This window comes from Streptomyces sp. NBC_01224, assembly GCF_036002945.1.
Lineage (GTDB): Bacteria > Actinomycetota > Actinomycetes > Streptomycetales > Streptomycetaceae > Streptomyces.
In genome coordinates, this window is the sequence record NZ_CP108529.1 from 7,182,111 (window position 1) to 7,208,464 (window position 26,354).

Genomic DNA, 26,354 nt, shown 5'->3' on the forward strand with positions numbered 1-26,354 from the left:
CCGCCCGGACCACCGGTCAGCCGGGGAATCCGGTACGGGCGGCGGTCCAGTCCGTCCCGCCGGCCTCATCCACCGCGAACGCCCCCGCGGGATAGGGGAGTTCCCTGGCCAGGGCCGCAGCCCGCCCGAACTCCTCGTGTGCCGCCGCCTCCCGGCCCAGCGCCGAGAGCGCGGCCGCATGCACCGTGCGGGCATCGGTCTCCGACAGCCGTTCGCCGACCCGCTGCGCACGTACCGTCTCGGCCGCCGCCCTTCGCGCCGCCCGCTCCGGGTGACCCGACAGCAGTTCCGCCCAGGCCAGCAGCGGGGCGGCTGACGGGTCTCTGTCGTCGGCCAGCAGAGTCAGGGCCTCCCGCGGGCGCCCCTCGCGCACCAGCCGTTCGGCCTCCGCAGTGTGCACCTCGTGCACGGCCTGCCGGTCGCGCTGAGCCTCGGCGGTCCGCCCGGCCCTCGCCAGCAGTTCGGCCGCGCCGGGCTCACCGGTTCTGATCCGGACCCGGGCCAGAGCGGCCAGGGCGTACGGGGTGCACCAGGCGGGGCTCGGTTCTCCATCCCGGACGGCCGCCTCGGCGTGTTCCTGCGCCTCGGCGAACTCGCGCAGCATCAGATGCAGTTCGGCCAGATTGGCGCGCTCGAAGGCCACCGCCGTCGGATCGCCCGTGTGCTCGGCCAGGCTCAGTGCCTGCCGGCCGATGGAGACCGCTTCGCCGAGCAGGCCGGACCGGCGCGCATGCTCCCGCAGCACGGAGAGGATGGTGACCAGCAGTTCCTGATCCCCGTACGCCTCGGCATGCGGCAGTGCCAGATCGGCCGCGGTACGGGCCTGCGCGAACCGTCCCGCGAGGCCGAGCGAGGTCGCCTGCATCCCCAGGGACCTGGCCAGCAGCCCCCTGCGTTCGCTGCCCCGCACGTCCTCGGCGGCCTCCTGCGCCCTGCGGGCCGAGGCATGCGCGGACTCGTACCGGCCACCCACGAACCGCAGGACCGCAGCCGCCAGATGGTGCGCCACAGTGGTGGGCGGCGGGGTGTGCGGGCCCGGGGGATACGTACGCAGCAGCTCCTCGCCCTCGTCGGTGCCGCGATGCTTCGCCAGCACCTCGGTCAGCCGGGCCGCGGCCAGCACCTGGCCGTCCTCGTCACCGCGCCGGACCATGTCCGCCAGCGCCTCGCGCAGTACGGTGGCCGCCTCCTGGTACCGGGCCATCCGGCGCAGGACGGCTCCCCGGTCGATCCGGGCCTGTGCCGCATCGGCGGCCAGTGCGTCGAGGCGGGCGGTCAGTTCGGCGTAGTAGAGGTCTGCGGTGTCATTGGCGCAGAGGGCCGCGGCGCGTTCTGCGGCCTGCCGCAGGTACTGGGTGGCCCGCGGGTCGTCGGCCCGGGTCAGATGCGAGGCCAGTGTGTCGACGGCGTCGGGGCGCCGCCTCAGCACGGCCTCCGCGTACGCCGAGTGCAGCTGCCGGCGGCGCGCGGCGGACAGCCCGTCGTAACAGGTCAGTCTCACCAGCGGGTGGCGGAAGGCGAGGCCGGGCAGCGGCCGGCCACCGACCACCACCGGCCGTTCCGCCACCACCGAGGCGGCGACCGCCGCGTCCACGGCGTCGGTCGCCTCGGCGGACGAGAGTGGCGGATGCAGGCCGTGCTCCGCCACATCCAGGATCTCGCTCAGCGCGGCCCCGCCGCCGGCCACGGAGATCGCCTCGACGACCCGGCGTGCCGCGGGCCCGAGCCGCGCCAGACGAGCGGTCACCAGCTGACGGACACCCTCCGGAGCGCTGAGCCCCGTGGTGTCCCCGCCGCCGTCCCTGGTGCTGCGGGCAAGCTCCAGGGCGAACAGCGGATTACCGAGCGAGAGCTCCCAGACCCGGTCGAGACCGGTCCTGGCACCTGCGTCCTTTGCGACGGCCAGACACTCCTCGCGCCCCAGCCGCCCCAACTCCAGCGAGCGGGCGATCCCCTGGCGGGAGAGCGCCTCCAGTGCGGTGCGCCGCGGGTCCGTCCCGTCGAACTCCTCCGCGCGGTACGTGACGACGAAACGCCACGCGGCTCCCGTGGACGAAGCCCGGCGGGCCAGATGGCTCAGCAGCTGGTACGAACCCGTGTCGGCGGCATGCAGATCGTCCAGCACCAGCAGGACGGGCCCGGCCGCCGCCAGATCGCCGAGCAGCCCGGCCGTGGCCCGGAACAACCGGTCACGCTGCTCCTCGGGGCTGCGCTCCACACCTGCGCCGATCTGTCCCAGCGTGGGGAGAAGCGACGCGAGTTCGGGGTACTCGCCGCCGATCCTGGCCCGTTCGGCGGACGGCCGGTCGGCGAGCCAGGCATCCAGCGCCTCGACGAAGACGCCGTACGGGGTGTGCCCCTCGGCGTCGTGGCCCGCACCCCACAGCACGGTCGTCCCGGCCTCGGCCGCCCGCCGGGCCGCCTCCGCAGTCAGCCGCGTCTTGCCCACCCCGGCCTCGCCGCCCACGAGCCGCACCGGAGGCCCGTCGGTGGCCAGCAGCACGCCGAGTTCGTCGGCCCGGCCCCGCAGCGGCGGACCGGGCGGGGTGCGTATCGCGGCCGGGAGAACGGGAACGGAGACGGCGGGAAGTACGGCCGTGGACGCGTCCAGCGCCAGTAGATGCAACTGCTCGGTCGCCGGGCCGGGCCGTACGCCGAGCTCCGCATCGAGCGCATCCCGGCACAGGTGGTACTGGCGCACGGCCTGCCGGCGAAGGCCCTGGCGCAGATAGGTGTCGATCAGCACCCGGTGGGCGCGCTCCTCGGCCGGGGCAGCGGCCACCGCACGCAGCGCCACGTCGGTGGCCAATTCGGTCTCGCCGTCCGTGAGATGGGCCTCGGCGAGTGCGAGCCGCACCCGGTCGCACAGTGCGGAGAGCTGCTCGCGCCGGGCCTCGGCCCAGGGCGCGTACCTGTCCTCGGGCAGCAGCTCGCCGGTGAACGCGGCGAGTGCGGTGGCCAGCTCCTCGGCCGTACCCGCGGCCAGGGCCTGCTCGGCGAGGCTCTCGGCGTGATCGGCGTCGATCACCACGGTCTGCGGATCGAGCCGCAGCAGGGTGCCCTCGCCGGTCAGATAGGACGAGGAGGCGCGGGGGACCAGCTCCGGTTCCAGGGCGCGGCGGGCGGCGTGCAGGGCGACCCGCAGACTGCCGAGCGCGGCCCGCTCGTCGGAGTCCGGCCAGCAGATTTCCATGGCCTGCTCGCGGTGGAGGCTGTGGCCGGGGGAGACGGCGAGGAGTTTCACGAGGGCGCGGGCGCTGGGTCGGGGCCATTTGTCGGCGAGCGGGGGCCCGCCGTCACGAGTCACCCGGAACCCGCCGAAAAGGTGCAGACGCAACAGCGGCGGTCCGGCGTCCGTGCCGTGTCCCGTTTGCTCCGAGTCCATGAGGGCGCCACTGTAACGCCCTTGTCCGGGCAGGCCGCAGGCCCCCCGGACCGGAGTCCGGAGGGCCTGCGGCAGGGCGCGGGGCTCGTCAGGAGAGCGTGGACACCGTCATCTGGGAGATGGCGGTGAACTGCTGCAGATACCTGCCGCCGAGCAGCTCGGTCATGCGGTCGTAGCCCGTCTCGTCGAAGCCGAGGTTCACGAGCTCGTCGACACCGTCACCGTCGAGGTCGCCGGAGAAGTAGTTCCTGGCGCCCAGGAGGGTGATCCTGCCCACCTGGTCGGGGTAGTTGTGGCCCGCGGTCAGTACCGCCGGGTCGTACACGTAGGCGCCCGCCTGGACGCCGCCGATGAGGAGGCGCCGACCGCCGGGCCCGGTGAGGAACCCGCCGGTCTCCACCGTCGGCAGGGTGAAGATCGAGTAGTCCTGGCCGCCGGCCGCGTACGTCCGGAACGACGCCGTCCCCGCGAGGATCAGCCCCTCGGGCCCGGTGAAGAAGTTCCCGTTCGTCCAGGCGCCCCCGGCCACGCCGTGGTGGAGGACCTCACCCGTGCGGCTGTCGCGGATCTCGACCACGTTGCGCAGGCTGGAACCGTCCGGCGTGCCCTCCGCCGTCGTCGAGGTGGCCGCTATCCAGGTGTAGACGACTGCGTGCCCATCGGCGTAAGGGATCTCCGGCGAGGTGAAGACGCCATGGTTCAGGACGGCTCCGTACAGCTTGCCGTCCACGCTCTCGGCCGGGGACTTCGGCGCGGCGGTCCAGCGCACAGTGCCCTTCCCGGCATCGAGCGCGACACCGTCGACCGCGGGTGACTCCTTGTGGAGGGAGCCGGTGTTCGCGTACTGCGCGTACACCCGCCCCTCGCCCACTGCGAGGTCGCCGAAGACGACGCTGCCCGCGCTGTCGGGCGCTCCGTACGTCCACAGCGCCGAGCCGTCACCGCGGTAGGCCCGCACCTTGTCCGTCGGCACGACGATGTCGGCGCGCTTGTCGCCGTCGAGGTCGGCGACCGTCACGGAGCGGACGAATTGCCCGTCCCCGTCGATGCGTTCGATGACCTTGCCGGTGCGCCCGTCGAGGACCGCGACGGCCGTGTCGGCGGCCACCACGAAGTCGTCGTGGCCGTCGCCGTTGACGTCGCCCTTCTCGATCCGGTGCACCTGCCCGGGGACCGTGGCCTTCCACAGCAGCTTGGGCTTGCCCGCAGTCAGCGAAGGGCCCGAGTAGGCCCACACGCCGTTGGACTTGCCGCCGACGACCAGGTCGTTCTTCTTGTCGCCGTCGATGTCGGACGACTGCGCGGACGACAGGTCGCCCTGGAGCGGCAGGAGGCTCTGCTGCTTGCCGTTGCCGAACCCGTAGGTGCGGATGTTCTGGTTCTGGTCGACGGTGCGGATGTGCCGGCCGTCTGCGTCGCGGTAGACCTGGCTGAACATCGGCGAGGCGCCGATGCCCTTCTCCTGCCAGCGCACGTTGCCGCTGCCGGAGAACACGGTGAGCGAGGCGTACTGCCCGCCGCCGGGGTTCTCGGCGGTGTTCATGCCGGTGTCGTCCTGGGCGGACGTCACCAGATTGCCGTCGACGACGTCGAGGCTCCAGACGCTCGGCCCGTCGTGACCGTTGTCGGCGTCGCGCTTGACGGTGGAGGACCACAGCAGGCTGCCGGGGTCGGTGCCGTCCACGACCCGCACGGTGTTGGCGTTGATGTACAGGTGCGGGTCGAGCGTGGACTCACTGACCGTGTACTCGGACTTCCGGTCGCCCCGCAGATCACCCATGGTCATGTCGATGGGCAGCGCGTTGATCCGGGTGTCGAGCGTGGTGCGCCTGCCGTTGGCGAGGGAGTAGGAGTCCAGTTCGTACTTCACGCCGTCGGTGGGGTCGGACTGCTCCAGGGCCACGAGCCGCCCGCGCGTGGTGTCCAGGTGCAACTGGCGCGAGTAGAGGGAGCTGTCGGTCTGCCACTTGACGGAGCCGTCCGCGGTGTCCAGTACCAGGGTGCGGCTGCGCCCTGCGGCGGTCGGGGTCCTGCGCTGGTTGTACGACGCGGCGACCAGTCCGCCGCCGAGGTCCTCCAGGGCTCCCCACGCCGAACCGGCGCGCACGCCCGTGTCGTATGTCCAGGTGGCGGAGGGGGCCAGCGTCCCGTCGGCGTACGAGAAGCGGATGCCCGACACGGTGGCGGTGGCGGCGGCGGGGGAGTTGAGGTTGTAGTACGGCGCGTCCGTGACGACGAGCGTCCTGCCGACGAGCTTCACGTTGTAGGCGTACGCGTACAGCTTCGACCACAGCGTCTTGCCGGTCCTGCCGTCGAGGACCGTGACGAAGGTGCCGTTGGCCAGCGAGGAACCGGGGGAGGTGAACGGGCGGTACGGGGACACGCCCACGCTCGCCGAGAACACCACGTCGTCCACGCCGTCACCGGTCAGGTCACCGGTCACGTACCCCTGGTCCGACGCCGGCGTGAACGGGCTCACCGCGTTGTAGCCCATGACGATGCGCGCCGGGTAGGGCTCGGTCTGCCAGGGCCGGGAGTTCTTGACCCCCCAGTCGGCGTACAGCGAGGCGTTGTCGCGCCGCCACAGGGCCGTGCCGTCGGCCTTGCTGCGCTGGACGCTGCCGAGACTGTGGAGGGTGAAGTAGTCGCCGCCCTTGCCGCCGGCGGGAACGGTGGCGGCAAGGCCGCGCACGCCTTCCACCGTGGACTTGGGGGAGATGGTCACGGCGGCGTCGGTGCCGGCCTCCGTGCCGGTGCCTTCGTCGAGGTGGGAGCCCGAGTCCGTGCCCCGGTCCGTTCCGGAGGCCCCGGATCCGGTGTTCGAGCCCTGCGGGTCGACGGTCTCGCGGTCGGCATCCGCGTAGGCGTTCAGCTGGGCGTGGTCCGCCAGCTGCTCGGCCTGGCTGTCCGTGAGGGTGAGCAGGCTGTTGCCGTCGTCGGCGGCGAGTGCGGGCGGCGCGGCGCTCAGCGCCAGACCGGCAACGACCAGTGCGGAGGCGAGACGCAGAGCTCGCCGGGAGTCGGTTCTCATCACTTGGTCCCCTGCGCGATGCGGATGGCGGACCGGTCCCCCAGGACCGGCTCGTTGAAGGAGTACTGGAGGGCGTCGGTGCCGGCCTGGTTCTCGATGCCGACGGTCGCGCTCGCGCCGTTCTCGGGCGAGGTGGCGGACAGGCCCTGGTACTGGAAGGTGACGGAGCCGGTGGCCTCGTCGAAGACGGCCTCGAAGGAGACCCGGGCCGAGGTGTTGCCGGCGAAGGCGGCGTTGTTCCAGACGACCGCGAACGTGCGGCTGCCGGTGGTACCCGTGGTGGCCGTCTGCACGCTGGACTTCTTGTCCAGGGTCAGGTCGTCCCAGAAGGCGGCGACCGTGCCGTTGGGCTTGTCGGCCGATGGGAGCGCGACGTTGTCGTAGTCACCGAGTCGCGGTTCGAGGAAGTTGATCAGGCCGTTGGTGGTGACGCTCGCGCTGGAGTAGGAGACGCCGTACAGCTTCACCGGGAAGGGCAGCGCGATCGTCTTCGTGTCCTCGTCGCCGCTGAGCGCGACCTTGCTGCTGCCGCTGATCCAGGAGTACGTCGCCGGGGCGCAGCTGTTGCCGTAGGTGTCGCTGCGGGCGGGCGCCCGGGCGGTCAGCGACTCGTCACCGTCCACGGTCAGCTTGCCGCGGTAGGTGCCGTTGCACAGCACGGGCGCTGCGGGCGCGGCGGTCAGGGTGTACGAACCTTCGGCGACCTTCGGCAGGTTGAAGTGTCCGGTCGCGTCCGTGGTGACGGAGGCGACCGGAGTGCCGGCGATCTGGACGGTGGCCTTGGCGAGGGGTTTGCCGGTGACGTCGAGGACGGTTCCGGACACCGTGTGGGAGGCGACCGCGTCGAGTGTGAAGTCCTTGGTGAGCTGCTCACCGGTGGCGACCGTGAGGTCGGACGCGTAGCCGTCCGCGTAGCCGTACCCGCTGAGGGCGAAGTCGTACGAGCCCGCCGGAAGGGTCAGCCGGTAGGAGCCGTCCGCCGAGGTCGTCACGGTGCGGGTCGAGGCGGACCCGGAGGCCTTCACCGTGATGCCGGTCAGCGCGGAGCCGGTCGCCTTGTCGGTGACCTTGCCGGTGAGGACGGCCGCCGTGTGCGGGGCCTTGTCGACGGACGCGAAGATGTCGAGCTTGCCCTCGCCCCAGACGTTGTTCGCTTCGGCGGTGCCGCCGCAGTGAGTGTCGTCGACGTCAGCGGCGCCCTCGTTCAGCAGCGCGCGGGTCGCGTCGATGTTGCCGATGAGGGAGGGGGCGGACGACCACAGCAGGGCGACGGCGCCGGCGACGTGCGGCGTCGCCATCGACGTGCCGGAGATGGCCTTGTACGTGTTGCCCGGCCAGGTGGAGCGGACATTGACGCCCGGAGCCGAGATGTTCGGCTTCATCGAGCCGTCGAGCCTGGACGGTCCGAAGCCGGAGAAGTCGGCGATCCTGCCGTTGACGTCGTATGCGCCGACACCGTACGCGGGTGCCTGCGAGCCGGGCGCGTGGCCGGTCGAGCAGGTGGTGCCGTCGCCGTCGTTGCCGGAGGCGAACGCCTCGAAGATCCCGGCCGCGTTCCACGCCTCGACGATGTCCTGGTAGAACGTCGTGTCACCGCCGCCCCAGGAGTTGTTCACGATGTCGGGGGCGAGATCGGGGCGCGGGTTCTGGCCGGTGTGGTCGGTCGGCGCGAGGATCCACTGGCCCGCCGCGAGGAGCGAGGAGTCCGAACAGGAGCTGGACTCGCAGCCCTTGGCTGCGATCCACTTGGCGCCGGGCGCGACACCGACGCCGCCCGCGCCGACCATGGTGCCCATGGTGTGCGTGCCGTGACCGTTGTTGTCGCAGGGCGCCGACGTGGTGCACTGGCTCGTCGGGTCGTACCAGTTGTAATCGTGCGTGAAGGAGCCGTCGCCGTTGTTGCCGCGGTAGTTGGCCTTCAGCGCCGGGTGGTCGTACTGGACGCCCGAGTCGACGTTGGCGATGACGATGCCTTCGCCGCGGTCGTCGTACTGGTCCCAGACCTGGTCGGCCTTGATGTCCTTGACGCCCCATTCGGGGGTGACCGGGTCGGCGTCGGTGGCGGCCTTTGATGCCGCGCTCTCGGTGGCGTCGAGCTCGTAGTGGTGCTCCTTGACGATGCTCGCCACGTCGGAGCGGTTCGCCAGGTCCTCGACGAGCCGCTTGTCGCCCGTGACCTTGACGGCGTTGGCTATCCAGAAGGACTGGTAGCCGACCTTCTCCTTGTCCAGGAAGGACGTGAGCGGCTGCTGGCTGCTCCTCGCCTCGGCGCGCAGCGACGCGAACGCCGCCTTCGCCTTCGCGGCGTGGCCGCGCCTGCCCTTCGCCGCGGACAGGTCCGCCTGCTTCTTCAGGACGACGAAAAAGGTCGACTCCTTTCCCTTCCTGACAGTGTCGAGAACGGCGGAGTCGACCTCGGCGGTGTTTTTTGCGGCGGTGCTCTTCGCGGCTGTACCGGTCACGGCGGTGCCGGACTGTGCGAAGGCGGGGGCCGGGCCGGTCAGCACGGCCGCCGCCGTGATCGCGGCCGCCGCCCACGCGGCGGATCTGCGCCGGGGGGATCGGGGCAGGTGCATGGAGTGCTCCTCCTGGACGGGTACGGGGGAGCCGGCCCCGTACCCGGACCTACGAGGGGAAGTACGGGGTGGGGCGGGCTGGTCCCGGACGCTAGGAGGAGGCCGTTACTGGCGTATTACCGGCCAGGGCGGGCGGACTTCCGGCGCATGGCGTGACACCGTGACGGGAGCCATGGGAATGGCCCCTGGCGCCCAAAAACTAACAGCGCTAGTTTAGGGTGCGGACGACTACGCCGTAGCCACGGCACCCCGGGAGGAATGCGATGAAGGCCCATGACGGGATGTACATCGGCGGCGAGTGGCGGGCCGCCGCAGGCACGGACCTGATCGCGGTGGTCGATCCGGCGGACGAGCAGGTCATCGCCCATGTCCCGGCAGGCACCGCCGAGGACGTCGACGCCGCCGTGTCCGCCGCGCGTGAGGCCTTCCCCGCGTGGGCCGCGACCCCGCCCGCCGAGCGCGCCGCGAAGATCGCCGCCCTGCGCGACGTCCTCGTCGCCCGTAAGGGCGAGATCGCGGAGACGGTCACCGCCGAACTCGGCGCACCGCTGCCGTTCTCGCAGACGGTGCACGCGGGCGTACCGATCCTGGTGGCCGGTTCGTACGCCGAACTCGCCGCGTCGTACGCCTTCGAGGAGAGGGTCGGCAATTCCACCGTCTACGCCGAACCGGTCGGCGTCGTCGGCGCGATCACGCCGTGGAACTACCCGCTGCACCAGATCGTCGCCAAGGTCGCCCCCGCGCTCGCGGCGGGCTGCACGGTCGTCCTCAAGCCCGCCGAGGACACCCCGCTGACCGCCCAGCTCTTCGCGGAGGCCGTCCACGAAGCGGGCGTCCCCGCAGGCGTGTTCAACCTGGTCACCGGCCTCGGTCCGGTCGCGGGACAGGCGCTGGCCGAGCACGGGGGCGTCGACCTGGTCTCCTTCACCGGCTCCACCGCCGTCGGTAAGCAGATCGGTGCCACGGCCGGCGCGGCCGTCAAGCGCGTCGCCCTCGAACTGGGCGGCAAGTCCGCCAATGTCATCCTGCCGAGCGCGGACCTCGCCAAGGCCGTCGGCGTCGGCATCGCGAACGTCATGGGCAACTCCGGCCAGACGTGCAGCGCCTGGACCCGCATGCTCGTACACACCTCCCAGTACGACGAGGCGGTCGCGCTCGCCGCGGGGGCCGCCGCCAAGTACGGCGACCGCATCGGGCCCCTCGTCAACGCCAAGCAGCACGCACGGGTGCGCGGATACATCGAGAAGGGTGTGGCGGAGGGTGCGCGCCTCGTCGCGGGCGGCCCCGAAGCCCCGCGCGAGCAGGGGTATTTCGTCAGTCCCACCGTGTTCGCCGATGTCACCCCGGAGATGACTGTCGCCCAGGAGGAGATCTTCGGCCCGGTCGTCTCGATCATCCGTTACGAGGACGAGGACGACGCCCTGCGCATCGCCAACGGCACCGTGTACGGGCTCGCGGGAGCGGTCTGGGCGGGCGACGACGCCGAAGCGGTGGCCTTCGCCCGCCGGATGGACACCGGGCAGGTCGACATCAACGGCGGCCGGTTCAACCCGCTCGCCCCGTTCGGCGGATACAAGCAGTCCGGCGTCGGCCGCGAACTCGGTTCGCACGGGCTCGCCGAGTACCTCCAGACCAAGTCCCTGCAGTTCTGACCTTTCCGCCTCTGACCCGATCCCCGCTGCCGACCGTCAAGGAGCCTGTCCGTGGTCCGCGCCGCCGTACTGCCCGCCGTCGGAGCTCCCCTGGAGATCACCGACATCGAACTCCCGGAGCCCGGCCCCGGCCGGGTGCGAGTCCGTCTCGCCGCCGCCGGCGTCTGCCACTCCGACCTCTCCCTGTCCAACGGCACCATGCGGGTGCCCGTCCCCGCCGTCCTCGGTCATGAGGGTGCGGGCACCGTCATCGCGGTCGGTGAGGGCGTCACCCATGTCGCGCCAGGCGACGGAACCGTGCTCAACTGGGCTCCTTCCTGCGGCAGTTGTCACCACTGCGGGATCGGCGAGGTCTGGCTCTGCGCCCATGCCCTGTCCGGTGCGGCCGACATCCATGCCCGTACCGCCGACGGCACCGAACTCCACCCCGGCCTGAATGTGGCGGCGTTCGCGCAGGAGACCGTCGTCGCCGCGAACTGCGTCCTGCCCGCCCCCGACGGCATCCCGCTCACCGACGCCGCCCTGCTCGGCTGCGCGGTCCTCACCGGATACGGCGCGGTCCACCACAGTGCCCGGGTCCGCCCCGGCGAGTCCGTCGTCGTGTTCGGCATCGGCGGTGTCGGCCTCGCCGTGCTCCAGTCCGCCCGGATCGCGGGCGCCTCGAAGATCATCGCCGTCGATGTGTCCCCCGAGAAAGAGGAACTGGCACGACGGGCGGGCGCCACCGACTACATGATCGCCTCCGACGCCACCCCACGCACCATTCGGGGGCTCACGGGCGGCCAGGGTGCCGACGTCGCGATCGAGTGCGTCGGACGGCCCGCCACCATCCGGGGCGCCTGGGACTCCACCCGCCGCGGTGGCCGCACCACGGTCGTCGGCATCGGCGGCAAGGACCAGCTGGTGTCCTTCAACGCCCTGGAGATCTTCCACTGGGGCCGCTCGCTGACGGGCTGTGTGTACGGGAACAGCGACCCGGCCCGCGACCTGCCGGTCCTCGCCGAGCACATCCTGGCGGGCAGGTTCGACCTCTCCATGATGGTGACTGAACGGATCGAGCTGGACGGCATCCCGGCGGCCTTCGACAACATGATCGCGGGCAAGGGCGGCCGCGCCCTTGTGGTGTTCCAGTAGTCCGTTACGTCGTCGGCCCGTCCTCCGCCCGCCGCCCCGTGGCGAGCAGCCGGGCCTCCACCTCGCCGCGCTCGAAGAGCTGGGAGGCCGGGCCGACGATCAGCGGGTCCGGCTCGCCTGCCACGTCCGGATCGCCTCCAGCCGGGCCCGTTTCTTGTCGTTGCTCTTCACCACGGTCCAGGGCGCGTCCGCCGTGTCCGTGTGGAAGAGCATCAGCTCCTTGGCCTCCGTGTACGCGTCCCACTTGTCGAGCGAGGCGAGGTCGACCGGGCTCAGCTTCCACTGCCGTACCGGATCGATCTGCCGGATCATGAATCGGTTGCGCTGCTCGTTGCGCGAGACCGAGAACCAGAACTTCACCAGGTGGATGCCGTCCCGGGCGAGCATCCGCTCGAAGCCCGGCGCCTGGTGCATGAATTCAAGGTATTCGCGGGTGGTGCAGAACCCCATCACCCGCTCCACACCCGCCCGGTTGTACCAGGACCGGTCGAACAGCACGATCTCCCCGGCGGCCGGCAGATGGGCCGTGTACCGCTGGAAGTACCACTGGGTGCGCTCCCGTTCGGTGGGCTTCTCCAGCGCCACCACCCGCGCACCACGGGGGTTGAGGTGCTCGGTGAAGCGTTTGATCGTGCCGCCCTTGCCCGCCGCGTCGCGCCCCTCGAAGAGGATGACGAGGCGTTCGTCGCGCTCCTTCACCCAGTGCTGGAGCTTGAGCAGCTCGATCTGCAGGGCGCGCTTGGACTTCTCGTACGCCTTCCGGCCGAGCTTGTTGTCGTACGGATAATCCTCGCGCCAGGCGTCCCGGGCCCGGCCCTCGGGCGTCACCAGGACCGGATCGTCGTCACCGCTGTCGGCCACGGTGAAGCCGTCGAGCCCGGAGCCGCCGTAGCGGGCCGCCTCGGTGAGGGCGTCCAGCATGGCTTCCCGGGCCCCGGCCGACTTTCTCTCCGTCTTCTTCTTACGGCCGCTCGGTTCCTTGGCGCTCCGCGTCATGTCGGCGTCCCTCCACCGGCTGTGCCGGATTCTTCCGCGTCAGGCCAGTCTGCGGACGCATCCGGGAGACCGCCACCCCGGCCAGACAGAGCAGCCCCCCGCCGACGGTGAGCAGCGCGGGCACCTCGTCCAGCAGCAGCCAGGACATCAGCACCACCAGCGCGGGCACCGCATAGGTGGTCGCTCCCATCCGTCCCGCGGTGGTCCTGGCGAGTGCGTAGGCCCAGGTGGTGAAGGCCAGCGCGGTCGGAAAGAGGCCCAGATAGACCACGTTCAGGGTGGCGGACAGGGGCGCGTCGGCGGCGTCGGAGATCAGCGCACCGGAGAACGGCAGACAGGCGACGGTGCCGACCAGGCAGCCGAACGTGGTGATCTGCAGTGCGGAGCCGTGCCGCAGCGCCGGCTTCTGGCTGACCACCCCTGCCGCGTACGCCACCGCGGCCAGCAGACAGAGCACCACGCCGAGCACCGACGCGTTCCCGTGCCCCGACATCGAGAGTCCGACCACGGCGGCGCCCGCGAACGACACGGCCATGCCCGCGATCAGCCTGCCGGGCAGCCCCTCGCCGAGCATCCGGGCACCGAGCAGCGCGATCAGGAGGGGACCGATGTTCACCACCATCGCGGCCGTGCCCGCGTCGACCTGCTGCTCACCCCAGTTGAGCACCACCATGTAGAGGCCGAACCAGAGCAGGCCCGACCATATGACCCCCGGCCAGGCGGCCCGCGGCGGCAGCCCCTCGCGCCGCAGCACCAGCAACGTGCCCAGCGCCAGGGAGCCCGTGAGCAGCCGGCCGAGAGCGAGCGCACCGGGCGAGTAGGCATCCCCGGCGCTGCGGATGGAGACAAAGGCGGAGGCCCACAGCAGCACAGTGGTGCAGGCCGCGGCAGGGGCCCGCCAGTCACGATGTGCCGCGGGTGTCGCCGCCGGGGCGGGTGTCGTCGTCATGGACCCGACCATAGGGCCGTGACCGTTCGGCACCTACCGAATGGTGGACGGCTCGATGCCCAGATGCTCGTGCAGCGCCCGTTCCCCGTCCGGGGTCGCTCTCACCGCACGCCCGGACCCGATCCGTACGCACCACCCGGCATCCAGCGCATGGCGGCACAGCGCTGCTCCCGCGACCCCTGCCAGATGCGGCCTGCGCTCCGTCCAGTCCAGACAGCTCCGTACGAGCGGACGCCGCGATTTCGATTCCAGACCGATACCCAGTGCGTCGAACCAGCCGAGCCCGTCGTCGGTGAGCGCGAAGCCGGTGTCCTGCTCCAGCAGTCCCCGTGCGGTCATGGCATCGGCGATCGCGATGCCGATCCGGCCCGCGAGATGGTCGTAACAGGTGCGGCCGCGAGCGAGTGCGCTGCCGGCGCTCGCCGCGCTCAGGGTGCGCGGCCGCTCGGGCGCGGTGTCTGGGACGACCTGGGCCGCCAGGTCCTCGACGAGATGCGCGGTCCGTTCGTCGGCGAGCCGCAGATAGCGGTGGCGACCCTGCCGCTCCTCGGCCAGCAGCCCGCCCGCGACGAGCTTGCCGAGGTGTTCGCTGGCGGTGGACGGTGCCACCGAGGCGTATCTGGCCAGTTCGCCCGCGGTCCAGGCGCGGCCGTCGAGCAGGGCCAGGCAGAAGGCCGCGCGGGTCTCGTCGGCGAGGAGCGTGGCCAGGGCGGCGAGGCGGGGTGCGGCCGGGTCGGGATGTGCCATGCGTGCCATGTGTTCCAGGATGGGTCAGGAACGCTTCGGTGCCGGCCGAACAGTCCCGGCGGACGCCAACTGCTCGTACTGGAGGCAGAGGCCGTCGACCAGCGCTCGCAGTCCGGTCTCGAACGCGCCCTCGTCGACCTTCTGGCGGCGGTCGGCCAGCAGATGGGCCTGGCCGAGGTGCGGATAGTCCGCGGGGTCGTACGCCGTCTCGTCGTCGACGAAGCCGCGGGCGAACGAACCGAGGGCCGAGCCGGTGATGAAGTAGCGCATCAAGGCCCCGATGTACGTCGCCTGGGCGGGCGGCCAGCCGGCCCTGACCATGGCGCCGAAGACCGCGTCGGCCACCCGCAGACCGGCGGGGCGGCGTCCCGGGCCCTGGGCGAGCACCGGGACGATGTGCGGGTGCTCGGTGAGCGCCGCACGATAGGAGACGGCCCAGTCGTGCAGGGCGGCGCGCCAGTCGCGGGTGTCCGACTCGTCGAACATCGACAGATCGACCTGGGTGGACACGGCGTCCGCGACCGCGTCCAGGATCTCGTCCTTGTTGCGGAAGTGGTTGTAGAGCGAGGGTCCGCTGACCCCGAGTTCGGCGGCGAGCCGGCGGGTGGAGACGGCGTCGAGCCCCTCGGAGTCCACGAGTGCGCTCGCCGTCTCGACGATGCGGTCTCTGCTGAGGAGGGGCTTGCGCGGTCTGGCCATGCGGCACATAGTAGGCCTGCAAGCGAAAAACTAGCAGTGCTAATTAAAAGTGGAGAGTCGAAGGATGAACCTGGAGCTCAGCGAGGAGCAGGAAGCCGTCCGGCAGCTCGCCAAGGACTTCGTCACCCGCGAGATCGCACCCCATGTCGTGGAGTGGGACCGGGCCGAGAACGTCGACAAGTCGATCGCGAAGAAGCTGGGCTCCGTCGGCTTCCTCGGCCTCACCGTCCCCGAGGAGTACGGCGGCTCGGGCGGCGACCACCTCGCGTACTGCCTGGTCACCGAGGAGCTCGGCCGCGGCGACTCCTCGGTCCGCGGCATCGTCTCCGTATCCCTCGGCCTGGTCGCCAAGACGATCGCGGCCTGGGGCGACGAGGCGCAGAAGCGGCACTGGCTGCCGAAGCTCACCGCGGGCGAGGCGATCGGCTGCTTCGGCCTCACCGAGCCCGGCACCGGCTCGGACGCCGGGAACCTGACGACGAAGGCCGTCCGGGACGGCGGCTCGTATGTCATCAACGGCAGCAAGATGTTCATCACCAACGGAACCTGGGCCGATGTGGTGCTGCTCTTCGCCCGCACCGACGACACCCCGGGCCACAAGGGCATATCCGCCTTCCTGGTCCCCACCGACACCCCCGGCCTCGGTCGCCGCACCATCCACGGCAAGCTCGGCCTGCGTGGCCAGGCCACCGCCGAGGTGGTCCTGGAGGATGTCCGCGTGCCCGCCTCGACGCTCATGGGCCCGGAGGGCAAGGGCTTCTCCATCGCGATGTCCGCCCTGGCCAAGGGGCGGATGTCGGTCGCGGCCGGCTGTGTCGGTATCGCGCAGGCCGCCCTCGACGCCGCCGTGGGTTACGCGGGCGAGCGCGAGCAGTTCGGCAAGTCCATCGCGAGTTACCAGCTCGTCCAGGAACTCATCAGCGACATCTCCGTCGACGTCGACGCCGCCCGGCTGCTGACCTGGCGGGTGGCCGACCTCATCGACCGCGGCGAGGACTTCGCCACCGCCGCTTCCAAGGCGAAGCTCTTCGCTTCCGAGGCCGCCGTCCGCGCCGCCAACAACGCCCTCCAGGTCTTCGGCGGCTACGGCTACATCGACGAGTACCCGGTCGGCAAGCTGCTGCGCGACGCCCGTGTGATGACGCTGTACGAGGGCACCAGCCAGATCCAGAAGCTCATCATCGGCCGCGCGCTGACGGGGGTCTCCGCCTTCTGACCGTTTCGTCGCCGCTCGAACGGGAGTCTGAGTAGCGGACTGAGTACGGGGGCGGATGTGGCGCACACCATGTCGGCCGATGCTGGGCGACATGAGTGAGACAACATCGGTCAAGCAGCAGAGCACCGCGGCCTTCTACGGCCAGGCCGTCGCGTCCTTCGGGGTGGCGATGGCCGCGATGACCCTCGGTATCTACTTCCTCGACGCCTCCGGCTGGGTCCGTGGATTCCTCGCGATCGGCGTCCTCTACCTCGTCACCTCCTGCTTCACCCTGGCCAAGGTCATCCGTGACCGTCAGGAAGCAGGGCAAATCGTCAGCCGGGTCGACCAGGCCCGGCTGGAGAAGATCCTCGCGGAGCACGACCCCTTCCAGAAGCTCTGACGATCCCGCCCGGACGGACCCTAAGCGCTTGCTCAGGTTCGGGGTATGGTGTTCGTCCTGCTGACGAGAGGGGCGAGTGACGATGAGCACGGCGGAGGAGACCGACGGCGACAGTGCGCCGTGGGCCGAGGTGACGCCCGAGGCGGCCAGGCGGCTCCTCGTCGCCGCCGTCGAAGCCTTCGCCGAGCGCGGGTACCACGCCACCACCACCCGCGACATCGCCGGCCGGGCGGGGATGAGCCCCGCCGCGCTCTACATCCACTACAAGACGAAGGAAGAGCTGCTCCACCGGATCAGCAGGATCGGTCACGACCGCGCCCTGTTCGTCCTGGAGGCCGCCGCCGACGGCGGGGGCACGGCCGCCGAGCGGCTGGCCGAGGCTGTGCGGTCCTTCGTCCGCTGGCACGCCGAACGGCACACCACGGCCCGCGTCGTCCAGTACGAACTGGACGCCCTCGGTGAGGAGCACCGCACCGAGATCGTCGAGCTGCGCCGCAAGAGCGACGCGGTGGTGCGCCGGATCATCAGCGAGGGCGTGCGGGCCGGGGAATTCGACGTCCCGGACATTCCGGGCACCACGCTCGCGGTGCTCTCGCTCTGCATCGATGTGGCGCGCTGGTTCAACGCGCAGGGCAGCCGGACGCCGGACGAGGTCGGCGAGCTGTACGCCGACCTCGTGCTGCGCATGGTCGCCGGCAAGCGGTAGCGGTGGCGGGCCGCGTCGTCGGGAGCAGCCGAGCCGTCAGAAGTAGTAGCGCGACACCGACTCGGCCACGCACGCCGGCTTGTCACCGCCCTCGCGCTCGACCGTGACGAGGGCGGTGACCTGCACGCCGCCCCCGGCCTCCTCGACGCTCTTCAGGACGGCCGTGGCGCGCAGCCGTGAGCCCACGGGCACGGTGGACGGGAAGCGGACCTTGTTCGTCCCGTAATTGATGCCCATCTTCATGCCCTCGACCCGCATGATCTGGGGTACGAGGGCCGGCAGCAGCGAGAGCGTGAGGTAGCCGTGCGCGATGGTTGTGCCGAACGGCCCGGCCGCGGCCCGCTCCGGGTCCACATGGATCCACTGGTGGTCACCGGTGGCCTCGGCGAAGAGGTCGATCCTCTTCTGCTCGATCTCCAGCCACTCGCTGTGACCCAGCTGCTCGCCCACCCCGTCGCGCAGCTCCTGCGCGGACGTGAAGATCCTCGGCTCTGCCATGTCCCTGCCCTTCCAGCTCTCGGCCATCCGGCGTCGCGCCCCTGTCTAAGCGCTTGCTCAGCATGGTTGGCGGGTGCGTTCCTGTCAACGACGGACCGGCCGGGGGCGGACAAGTAGGGTTGGAGGGGTGCCCCAGATCCCACAGACACTCCATGAACTCACGGTCGGCCAGCTCTCCGCACGCAGCGGCGCCGCTGTTTCGGCCCTGCACTTCTACGAGGCCAAGGGCCTGATCAGCAGCCGCCGCACCAGCGGCAACCAGCGTCGCTACACCAGGGACGCGCTGCGCCGGGTCGCGTTCGTCCGCGCGGCGCAGCGGGTCGGAATCCCGCTCGCCACCATCCGGGACGCCCTCGCCGAACTCCCGGAGGAGCGCACCCCGAACCGTGACGACTGGGCGCGGCTCTCCGCGGCGTGGCGCTCCGAACTGGACGAGCGCATCGAGCAGTTGGGCCGGCTGCGGGACCATCTCACCGACTGCATCGGCTGCGGCTGTCTGTCGCTGGAGAACTGTGTGCTCTCCAATCCGGACGACATCTCCGGTCAGCGGATCAGCGGCTCACGCCTGATGCCGGAGCGCCGGTCGGCCGACTGTCCGTAGAAGCGGGGGCCCGGTGGCTCAGAGCCTGTCGGGTGACCTTCGATCGGAGAGCGTGCGTGCCATGCCGTGGCCGCCCGATCAGAGGTCACCCGACAGGCTCTCAGGTGCCTGACGGGCGCGCCGGGCGCTTTCGCTGTCCGTCACGCCGCCGACGCCAGATCCCGGCGCCGTGCGCCCCGGGCCTTCGCCAGCACCCCCGGTGTGAGCGCCGGCTGTGGCACCACGATCCCGCACCCTGCGCAGACCGGCCCCGACCACGGCTCGCACTCCAGATCCGGCCGCCAGACGATCTCGGTGCTCGCGCACACAGGGCAGGACGCGCCCGGTTCCGACTCCAGCGCGGCGATCAGCCGGCCGAGAACCTCGGCGAGCGGCGCCGAGGGGTGAACCGTCGGGTCCTCGCAGCGGGCGACGCCGTGGCCGCCCCAGGTGCGCCGGTGCCAGTCGTCGAACGTGCCGGGCCTGCGCAGCCCGTCGTGCTTCTCCCGCCTGCGGCGCTCGGCGAAACCCGCCTCGTATCCGAGCCAGACGGCTCGCGCCGCCTCCAGTTCGTCCAGTGCGCGCATCAGCCGCACCGGATCGGGGGACCGGTCCTCGGGCTCGATCCCGTGCCGGGCGCACAGATGATCCCAGGTCGCCCGATGCCCATAAGGGGCGAACCTCTCCAGGCACTTGCGCAGCGAGTACCGCCGCAGCGCCAGGTCGCCCCGTGGATCGCGGACCTGTCTCGCAAGACTCCGGAATCCGGCCACTGCAACTGCCACCTCCGTCGCTCGTACTTCGGCGTCAAGGAATGGACGTACGGCTGCCCGATTCGGATCCATCGAAATAGGGTGGCGTCCAAAATGTGAGATGACTCATCGTCATGGGGGCCGCATACGGCGACATGTGATGATTCGGAAAAGGTGACTGTTGTTCATCTTACCGGCGGGTCATACCGACGGTAACCTCCGGCGCATCGGCCTCTCGGAGGAGCACGCATGCCCCCACGCACCGTCAAGTTCAGAGCCGCCACCGTCGCGGCGGTTCTCGCACTCGGCACCACCCTGCTGGCGGCCTCGCCGCAGTCCGGCGCCGCGGCAGCGGGACCCGCACCCGTCACCGACTACTGCCAGGGGCAGTGCGACGACATTCTGCCGCCCGGCGAGAACGGCAACGCCACGCTCGTCGACATCCTCGGCAACAAGGCGTTCGGTACGCACCCCACCCACAGCGACGACCAACTCGACCGCTACAACGGCCTGGTGGCCGGGCACACCGGTCTCACCGACCAGAAGCTGACCGACTTCTTCAACGACGCCTCGTTCGGCGTCCCCGAGAACCAGGTCGAGTCCGTCACCTCGCCGCGCGACGATGTCACGATCACCCGTGACAAGGCCTCCGGTGTCCCGCACATCAAGGGCACCACTCGTTACGGCACCGAGTTCGGCGCCGGATTCGCGGCCGGGCAGGACCGGCTCTGGCTGATGGACCTCTTCCGGCACATCGGGCGCGGCGAACTGACCTCGTTCGCCGGTGGCGCGCTGGCCAACCAGGGCCTGGAGCAGCAGTTCTGGCCGCAGGCCCCGTACGTCGAGGCCGATCTCGAAGCGCAGGTCGAGTACATCAGAACCCACGAAGGCGCCCGCGGCGAACAGGCCATGGCGGACGCCCAGGCGTACGTCGACGGCATCAACGCGTATCGCGAGAAGTCCAAGAAGGGCCGCTACTTCCCCGGCGAGTACGTCCTCACCGGCAAGATCGACGCCATCACCAACATCGGGGAGATCCAGCCGTTCAAGCTGACCGACCTGATCTCGATCGCCTCCGTGGTCGGCGGTCAGTTCGGTGGCGGTGGCGGCGGCGAGGTGCAGGCGGCGCTCTCGCTGCTGTCCGCCCAGCAGAAGTACGGCGTCGCCGAAGGCACCAAGGTCTGGGAGTCGTTCCGGCAGCGCAACGACCCCGAGGCCGTGCTGACGATCCATGACGGCACGTCGTTCCCGTACGCCGGCAAGCCCGCCACGGCCCGCGGCACCGCGCTGCCCGACAACGGGTCCGTCACGGCCGAACCCCTGATCTATGACCGCACCGGCTCCGCGGGCACCGACAGGAAGGCCCCCGTCAAGGCCCCGGCCACGCTCAAGAAGGCCCAGGGCATCTACGACGACGGTGTCATCCCCGAGGGCTCGCTGCCCGGCTCCGGCTCCGGCGCCCAGAAGCGCGGCATGTCCAACGCCCTGCTGGTCTCCGGCAAGAACACCGCGAGCGGAAACCCGATCGCCGTCTTCGGACCCCAGACCGGCTACTTCGCCCCGCAGCTGATGATGCTCCAGGAGCTCCAGGGCCCCGGCATCAGCGCCCGAGGCGTCTCCTTCGCCGGTGTCGGCATGTACATCCAGATGGGCCGCGGCCAGGACTACGCCTGGAGCGCCACCTCGGCCGGCCAGGACATCACCGACACCTACGCCATCGATCTGTGCGAGCCCGACGGCTCCACACCTACCAAGGACTCCACGCACTACCTCTACCGCGGCACGTGCACCGCCATGGAGACGCTGGAGCGCACCAACTCCTGGAAGCCGACCGTCGCCGACTCCACGGCGAAGGGCTCCTACCGGATGCAGGTCCGGCGCACCGATTACGGCATCGTCACCCACCGCGCCACCGTGGGCGGCAAGCCCGTCGCCTACACCTCGCTGCGTACCACCTACCGTCACGAAGCCGACTCGATCATCGGCTTCCAGATGCTCAACGACCCGGCATACGTCAAGGACGCCGCCTCGTTCCAGCGGGCGGCGAGCAATATCGACTACGCGTTCAACTGGTTCTACGCCGACTCCCGCACCGCCGCGTACTACAACAGTGGCATGAACCCGGTGCGCGCGGCGGGCGTCGACCCGGCGCTGCCCGTGAAGGCCGCGCAGGCCTACGAGTGGAAGGGGTACGACCCGGCCGCCAACACCGCCGCGTACACCCCGTTCGCCGAGCACCCGCACTCCAGCGGCCAGGACTACTACGTCTCCTGGAACAACAAGCAGGCCGAGGGGTACGCCTCCGCGGGCTTCGGCCTCAGCGCCGTGCACCGGGCCGATCTGCTGGACGACCGGGTGGCGAAGCTGGTCGAGGAGGGCGGTGTGACCCGTGCGTCCCTCACCCGGGCGATGGCCGAGGCCGCCGTCACCGATCTGCGCGGCGAGCAGCTGCTGCCCGAACTGCTGAAGGTGATCCGCTCGCGCCCGGTCACCGATCGGGAACTGAACGGCGTCGTCCAGCAGTTGGAGTCCTGGCGGGCGGCAGGTTCGCAGCGCAAGGAGAGCGGCCCCGGATCGCATGCGTACACCTACGCCGACGCGGTACGGATCATGGACGCATGGTGGCCGAAGCTGGTCGAGACCGAGTTCAAGCCGGGTCTCGGTGACGACCTGTACGGGGCGCTGACCGCGAACCTCGCCACCGACGAGTCCCCGGCAGCCAGCCACGGGCCGAGCGGGGCGCACAGCGGTTCGGCGTTCCAGTACGGCTGGTGGGGCTTCGTGGACAAGGACCTGCGCCGGGTCCTGGGTCAGCCGGTCAAGGGTCCGCTGGCCAAGGCGTACTGCGGGAACGGCGATCTGGCCGGTTGCCGTGACGCGCTGCTGGCGTCCCTGAAGGCGGCTGCGGCGGAGCCGGCCGCGGAGGTCTACCCGGGTGACGACAGCTGCAAGGCCGGTGAGCAGTGGTGCACGGACTCGATCGTCCACCGGCCGCTCGGCGGGATCGCCCAGAAGTCCATCCACTGGCAGAACCGTCCGACGTACCAGCAGGTGGTGGAGTTCCCCGCCCACCGGTAGGGCGTTTTTTCCAGCCCGTCCGGCGTTCGAGGACGGAACCGGTGCGCCGGGCGGGACCGAACCCTCGGACCCGCCCGGCCCGTCTCACCGGTACTGGAGATACCTCTTCCGCACGGCCCGGAACGCGGCGAGATCCTCCGCCCACGCCCCCACCACCTCATCGGTGTCCGCCCCCGCGTCGATCATCGTGCGGACCCGCGTGTTGCCGGTGAGCTTGTCGATCCAGTTGTCGGAGCGCCACGCGAATCCGCTCCACGTCCGCTTCGCCGTCACCAGCAGCGCGATCCCCGTGCGTACCGGATCGAAGGCCTCGCGGTCCTGGATGTGCAGCTGCACCCCGCCGACCGTCTTCCCCTGGAACTTGGAGAACGTCGGCGCGAAGTACGCCTCGCGAAACGCGACTCCGGGCAGCTCGAGCGCGTTCGCGGCCGCCGCCCACCGGTGGTCGATGCCCTCCGCGCCGAGCAGCTCGAACGGCCGGGTGGTGCCGCGCCCCTCGGAGAGGTTCGTGCCCTCGAACAGGCAGGTCCCCGAGTAGACCAGCGCCGTGTCCGGCGTCGGCATATTGGGGCTCGGCGGCACCCACGGCAGCCCGGTCGCGTCGAAGAAGTCCGAGCGCTTCCATCCCGACATCTTCACGATGCGCAGGTCCACCGGCCGCTGGGCCAGGAACTCCGCGTTGAAGAGCAGCGCCAGCTCTGTGACCGTCATACCGTGCGCCTGCGAGATCTCCCGGCGGCCCACGAACGTGGAGAACGCCGGGTCGAGCACCGGTCCGAGTGCCGCCCGCCCGGTCACCGGGTTCGGCCGGTCCAGGACGACGAACCGCTTGCCCGCGAGAGCCGCCGCCTCCATGCAGTCGTACAGCGTCCAGATGTATGTGTAGAAACGGGCGCCCGCGTCCTGGATGTCGAAGACGATCGTGTCCACACCGGACGCGGTGAAGACATCGGCGAGCGGCTGCCCGCTCTTCAAGTACGTGTCGTAGACGGGGAGTCCGGTCGCCGGGTCGTCGTACCGCCCCTCGGAGCCACCGGCCTGTGCGGTGCCGCGGAAGCCGTGCTCGGGCCCGAAGACCGCGACCAGGTTCACTCGCTCGTCCGGGTGCATCACATCGACGATGTGGCGCACATCGGAGGTGATCCCGGTCGGGTTGGTGACGACCCCGACCTTCTGCCCCTTCAGCAGCGCGTAGCCGTCCGCCGCCAGCCGGTCGAAGCCGGTGCGGACCCGGCCGTGCCCCTTGCCGGGGGTGGGGGCGGCGGTCGCGACCCCGGTACCGGCGGCCGTCGCCGCGAGGGCTCCCACCGCACCGCCGGCGGCCAGCAAACCACGTCTGGACAGGCTCATTCAGCTACCTCCATGATCGCGACGTCTGTCATGGTCACGCACGCTAGCGCGCGTTCAGGCCATACGGAATGAGCCGGACGAGTCGGTTGTGACAGGAGTGCCGCCTAGCGGTGTCAGCCCCTTCCACAATCACATACCGACTGGTTAGTCTGCTGGGGCAGTCGGCTGAGAGAGGCGGGACCCGATGAGTACGGTGCAGGGCGCGGGCGTAGTGGTCACAGGGGCCGGAGGTGGCATCGGAGCCGCCCTGGCCCGCCGGTTCGCCGCGGAAGGTGCGCGGGTCGTGGTCAATGACCTCGACGAGGCCAGGATCAAGCCGCTGGCCGAGGAGATCGGCGGCACCGCCGTAGCCGGTGACGCCTCGCAGATCGTGGACGCCGCCCGCGACGCGCTGGATGGCACCGTCGACATCTACTGCGCCAACGCGGGCCTCGCCTCGCCCGGCGACGTCTTCGCCGACGAGGAGGTCTGGGCCGCCGCCTGGGACGTCAATGTGATGGCCCACGTCCGTGCGGCGAGGGCGCTGCTGCCGGACTGGCTGGAGCGCGGCAGCGGCCGCTTCGTCTCGACAGCCTCGGCCGCCGGACTGCTGACGATGATCGGTGCCGCACCGTACAGCGTCACCAAGCACGGAGTCGTCGCCTTCGCCGAATGGCTCTCGCTGACCTACCGCCACCGCGGCATCAAGGTCCACGCGATCTGCCCGCAGGGCGTGCGTACGGACATGCTCACGGCCGCCGGATCGGCCGGCGAGCTCGTCCTCGCCCCCAGCGCCATCGAGCCCGAGGCGGTCGCCGACGCGCTCTTCGACGCCATGGCCGAGGACCGCTTCCTCGTCCTGCCGCATCCCGAGGTCGCCGGTTTCTACCGGGCCCGCACCAAGGACACCGACCACTGGCTCGGCAATATGAACCACCTCCAGCAGAAGTGGGAGGAGACCGGCGCATGACCGAGTCCATCTACGCGGCAAAGCCCTGGATCTCCCTGCTCAGCGAGGCCCAGCGCGCCCCCGTCGGCCCGGCCGAGACCCTGGTCCACGCCTTCCGCTCCTCCGCCGCCCGCAGCCCCGGGCATCCGGCGCTCGCCTACTTCGACGGACGCCTGAGCTACCGCGAGACCGACGCGCTCTCCGACTCCGTGGCCGGCCACCTCGCCGCCGGGGGCCTGGAGCGCGGCGACCGTGTCGCGATCATGCTGCAGAACACCCCGCAGTTCGTGCTCGCACTCCTCGGCGCCTGGAAGGCCGGTGCCACCGTCGTCCCGCTCAACCCGATGTACAAGTCCGGCGAGGTCGGCCACGTATTGAAGGACGCCGAGGTCACCGCGCTGATCTGCGCGGACCGGGCCTGGGAGGCGTATCTGCGGGACACCGCGGCCGCCGCCCCGACCGTGACGATCGCGCTCACCACCAGTGAGCTCGACCTCCAGACGCAGAACGACGAGCGCGTACTGGGCTTCGAGCGGCTGCCCGTGCCCGAGGACGCCGACGATCTGGTCGCCGTCGCCCGGCAGGGCCTGGGGGCTCCCGAAGGGCGCGAACTCACCTCCGCCGACGTGGCGTTGATCAGCTACACCTCCGGGACCAGCGGCACCCCCAAGGGCGCCATGAACTCCCACGGCAACATCATGATCAACGCCGAGCGGCAGCGGACCGGGCACGCCATCGCCGAGGGCTCCTCCTACTTCGCGCTCGCCCCGCTCTTCCACATCACCGGCATGGTGTGCCAGCTGGCCGCCTGCCTCGCCAACGCGGGCACCCTCGTGCTCGCGTACCGCTTCCACCCGGGCGTCGTCCTCGAAGCCTTCGCCGAACACCGCCCCGCCTACACCGTGGGCCCGTCGACCGCCTTCATGGCGCTGGCCGCCCACCCCGCCGTCACCCCCGAGCACTTCTCCTCCTTCCAGGTGATCTCCTCGGGCGGCGCACCGCTGCCGCCCGCGCTCGTGGAGAAGTTCCGGGCGGGCTTCGGCCCGTACATCCGCAACGGCTACGGCCTCACCGAGTGCACGGCCCCCTGCGCCTCCGTACCGCCGGAGCGCGAAGCCCCCGTCGACCCGGTCTCCGGAACCCTCTCCGTCGGTGTTCCCGGCCCCGACACAGTGGTCAGGATCCTCGACGAGAACGGCGACGAGGTGCCCTTCGGCGAGCAGGGCGAGATCGCGGTCCGCGGACCGCAGGTCGTCTCCGGCTACTGGCGGCTGCCCGAAGCCACCGCCACCGCCTTCCCGGACGGCGAACTGCGCACCGGCGACATCGGCTTCATGGACAGCGAAGGCTGGCTCTATGTCGTCGACCGCAAGAAGGACATGATCAACGCCTCCGGCTTCAAGGTCTGGCCGCGCGAGGTGGAGGACGTCCTCTACACCCATCCCGCGGTCCGGGAGGCGGCCGTCGTCGGTGTCCCCGACGCCTACCGCGGTGAGACCGTCCGTGCCTACGTCAGCCTGCGGCCGGGCGCCACGGTCGACCGCGAGGAACTGGGCGCGTACTGCAAGGAACGGCTTGCCGCATACAAGTACCCGCGCGAGGTCGAGATCCTGACCGAACTCCCGAAGACGGCGAGTGGGAAGATCCTCAGGCGGGAACTGCGTTCCCCTCGATAGACCGTTTCACGCACAGCAC

Annotated in this window: 18 protein-coding genes and 1 pseudogene; 9 read left to right on the forward strand and 10 right to left on the reverse strand. The window is 70.8% G+C overall.

The genetic code is table 11. The features are described from left to right. Nucleotides 1-16 precede the first annotated feature (16 nt). The 3 genes from OG609_RS32340 to OG609_RS32350 form a co-directional block, all read right to left on the reverse strand. A complete protein-coding gene (locus tag OG609_RS32340) occupies nt 17-3,385 on the reverse strand; it encodes an ATP-binding protein (RefSeq protein WP_327276069.1) in 3,369 nt (1,122 codons plus the stop codon). Nucleotides 3,386-3,473: 88 nt separating this feature from the next. Next, nucleotides 3,474-6,416, reverse strand: a complete 2,943-nt coding sequence (locus OG609_RS32345; protein ID WP_327276070.1) for an FG-GAP repeat domain-containing protein — start codon at nt 6,414-6,416, stop codon at nt 3,474-3,476. Further along, nucleotides 6,416-8,992 carry a S8 family serine peptidase gene (locus OG609_RS32350; protein ID WP_327276071.1) on the reverse strand — a complete coding sequence of 859 codons (2,577 nt, stop codon included), beginning with the start codon at nt 8,990-8,992 and terminating at the stop codon, nt 6,416-6,418. Before OG609_RS32350 ends, OG609_RS32345 begins: the two co-directional genes overlap by 1 nt. Before the next feature lie 263 nt (nt 8,993-9,255). On the opposite strand from OG609_RS32350, the gene OG609_RS32355 reads away from it, so the two are divergent. Next, entirely contained in the window at nt 9,256-10,644 is a 1,389-nt protein-coding gene (locus OG609_RS32355) for an aldehyde dehydrogenase family protein (protein ID WP_327276072.1), read from the forward strand. Nucleotides 10,645-10,695: 51 nt separating this feature from the next. After that, on the forward strand, nt 10,696-11,778 hold the full coding sequence (locus OG609_RS32360) for a Zn-dependent alcohol dehydrogenase (protein ID WP_327276073.1): 1,083 nt from the start codon (nt 10,696-10,698) through the stop codon (nt 11,776-11,778). 4 nt (nt 11,779-11,782) lie between these two features. Here the strand turns inward: OG609_RS32360 and ppk2 are convergent. From ppk2 to OG609_RS32380, 4 genes and pseudogenes are all read right to left on the reverse strand, one after another. Then, nucleotides 11,783-12,639: pseudogene (gene ppk2 / locus OG609_RS32365) on the reverse strand (polyphosphate kinase 2). A gap of 100 nt (nt 12,640-12,739) precedes the next feature. Beyond that, nucleotides 12,740-13,723, reverse strand: a complete 984-nt coding sequence (locus tag OG609_RS32370) for a DMT family transporter (protein WP_327276074.1) — start codon at nt 13,721-13,723, stop codon at nt 12,740-12,742. A gap of 33 nt (nt 13,724-13,756) precedes the next feature. Beyond that, nucleotides 13,757-14,479 (reverse strand): ArsR/SmtB family transcription factor, encoded by a 723-nt coding sequence (locus OG609_RS32375; protein ID WP_385648693.1) that lies wholly within the window; start codon nt 14,477-14,479, stop codon nt 13,757-13,759. A 15-nt stretch (nt 14,480-14,494) separates the two neighbouring features. After that, entirely contained in the window at nt 14,495-15,169 is a 675-nt protein-coding gene (locus OG609_RS32380; protein WP_327276075.1) for a TetR/AcrR family transcriptional regulator, read from the reverse strand. Between the two features lie 64 nt (nt 15,170-15,233). Here OG609_RS32380 and OG609_RS32385 point away from each other — a divergent pair, with 64 nt between their 5' ends. The 3 genes from OG609_RS32385 to OG609_RS32395 all read left to right on the forward strand — a co-directional run bounded on the left by OG609_RS32385 (nt 15,234) and on the right by OG609_RS32395 (nt 17,473). Then, nucleotides 15,234-16,385, forward strand: coding sequence for an acyl-CoA dehydrogenase family protein (locus OG609_RS32385; RefSeq protein WP_327276076.1), 1,152 nt, complete (start codon nt 15,234-15,236; stop codon nt 16,383-16,385). 91 nt (nt 16,386-16,476) lie between these two features. After that, a complete protein-coding gene (locus OG609_RS32390; protein WP_327276077.1) occupies nt 16,477-16,767 on the forward strand; it encodes a YiaA/YiaB family inner membrane protein in 291 nt (96 codons plus the stop codon). 82 nt (nt 16,768-16,849) lie between these two features. After that, nucleotides 16,850-17,473 carry a TetR/AcrR family transcriptional regulator gene (locus OG609_RS32395; RefSeq protein WP_327276078.1) on the forward strand — a complete coding sequence of 208 codons (624 nt, stop codon included), beginning with the start codon at nt 16,850-16,852 and terminating at the stop codon, nt 17,471-17,473. Between the two features lie 36 nt (nt 17,474-17,509). Here the strand turns inward: OG609_RS32395 and OG609_RS32400 are convergent, their stop codons facing one another. Further along, the gene (locus tag OG609_RS32400) at nt 17,510-17,971 is read right to left on the reverse strand and encodes a MaoC family dehydratase (protein ID WP_327276079.1); all 462 of its coding nucleotides are present in this window, start codon (nt 17,969-17,971) and stop codon (nt 17,510-17,512) included. Between the two features lie 127 nt (nt 17,972-18,098). On the opposite strand from OG609_RS32400, the gene soxR reads away from it, so the two are divergent. Then, a complete protein-coding gene (soxR, locus tag OG609_RS32405; RefSeq protein WP_266362746.1) occupies nt 18,099-18,572 on the forward strand; it encodes a redox-sensitive transcriptional activator SoxR in 474 nt (157 codons plus the stop codon). Nucleotides 18,573-18,712: 140 nt separating this feature from the next. Here the strand turns inward: soxR and OG609_RS32410 are convergent, their stop codons facing one another. Continuing rightward, nucleotides 18,713-19,324: a hypothetical protein gene (locus OG609_RS32410; RefSeq protein WP_327278267.1), complete on the reverse strand. Its 612-nt coding sequence runs from the start codon at nt 19,322-19,324 to the stop codon at nt 18,713-18,715. A 228-nt stretch (nt 19,325-19,552) separates the two neighbouring features. Here OG609_RS32410 and OG609_RS32415 point away from each other — a divergent pair, with 228 nt between their 5' ends. Further along, the gene (locus OG609_RS32415; RefSeq protein WP_327276080.1) at nt 19,553-22,381 is read left to right on the forward strand and encodes a penicillin acylase family protein; all 2,829 of its coding nucleotides are present in this window, start codon (nt 19,553-19,555) and stop codon (nt 22,379-22,381) included. Between the two features lie 84 nt (nt 22,382-22,465). On the opposite strand, the gene OG609_RS32420 is transcribed toward OG609_RS32415, so the two are convergent. Further along, a complete protein-coding gene (locus tag OG609_RS32420; RefSeq protein WP_327276081.1) occupies nt 22,466-23,731 on the reverse strand; it encodes an exo-beta-N-acetylmuramidase NamZ family protein in 1,266 nt (421 codons plus the stop codon). A 184-nt stretch (nt 23,732-23,915) separates the two neighbouring features. On the opposite strand from OG609_RS32420, the gene OG609_RS32425 reads away from it, so the two are divergent. Together OG609_RS32425 and OG609_RS32430 are read left to right on the forward strand one after the other, a co-directional pair. Further along, the gene (locus tag OG609_RS32425; RefSeq protein ID WP_327276082.1) at nt 23,916-24,680 is read left to right on the forward strand and encodes an SDR family oxidoreductase; all 765 of its coding nucleotides are present in this window, start codon (nt 23,916-23,918) and stop codon (nt 24,678-24,680) included. Then, nucleotides 24,677-26,335 carry an AMP-binding protein gene (locus OG609_RS32430; RefSeq protein WP_327276083.1) on the forward strand — a complete coding sequence of 553 codons (1,659 nt, stop codon included), beginning with the start codon at nt 24,677-24,679 and terminating at the stop codon, nt 26,333-26,335. The genes OG609_RS32425 and OG609_RS32430 overlap by 4 nt, the downstream gene beginning before the upstream one ends. Nucleotides 26,336-26,354: the final 19 nt, after the last annotated feature.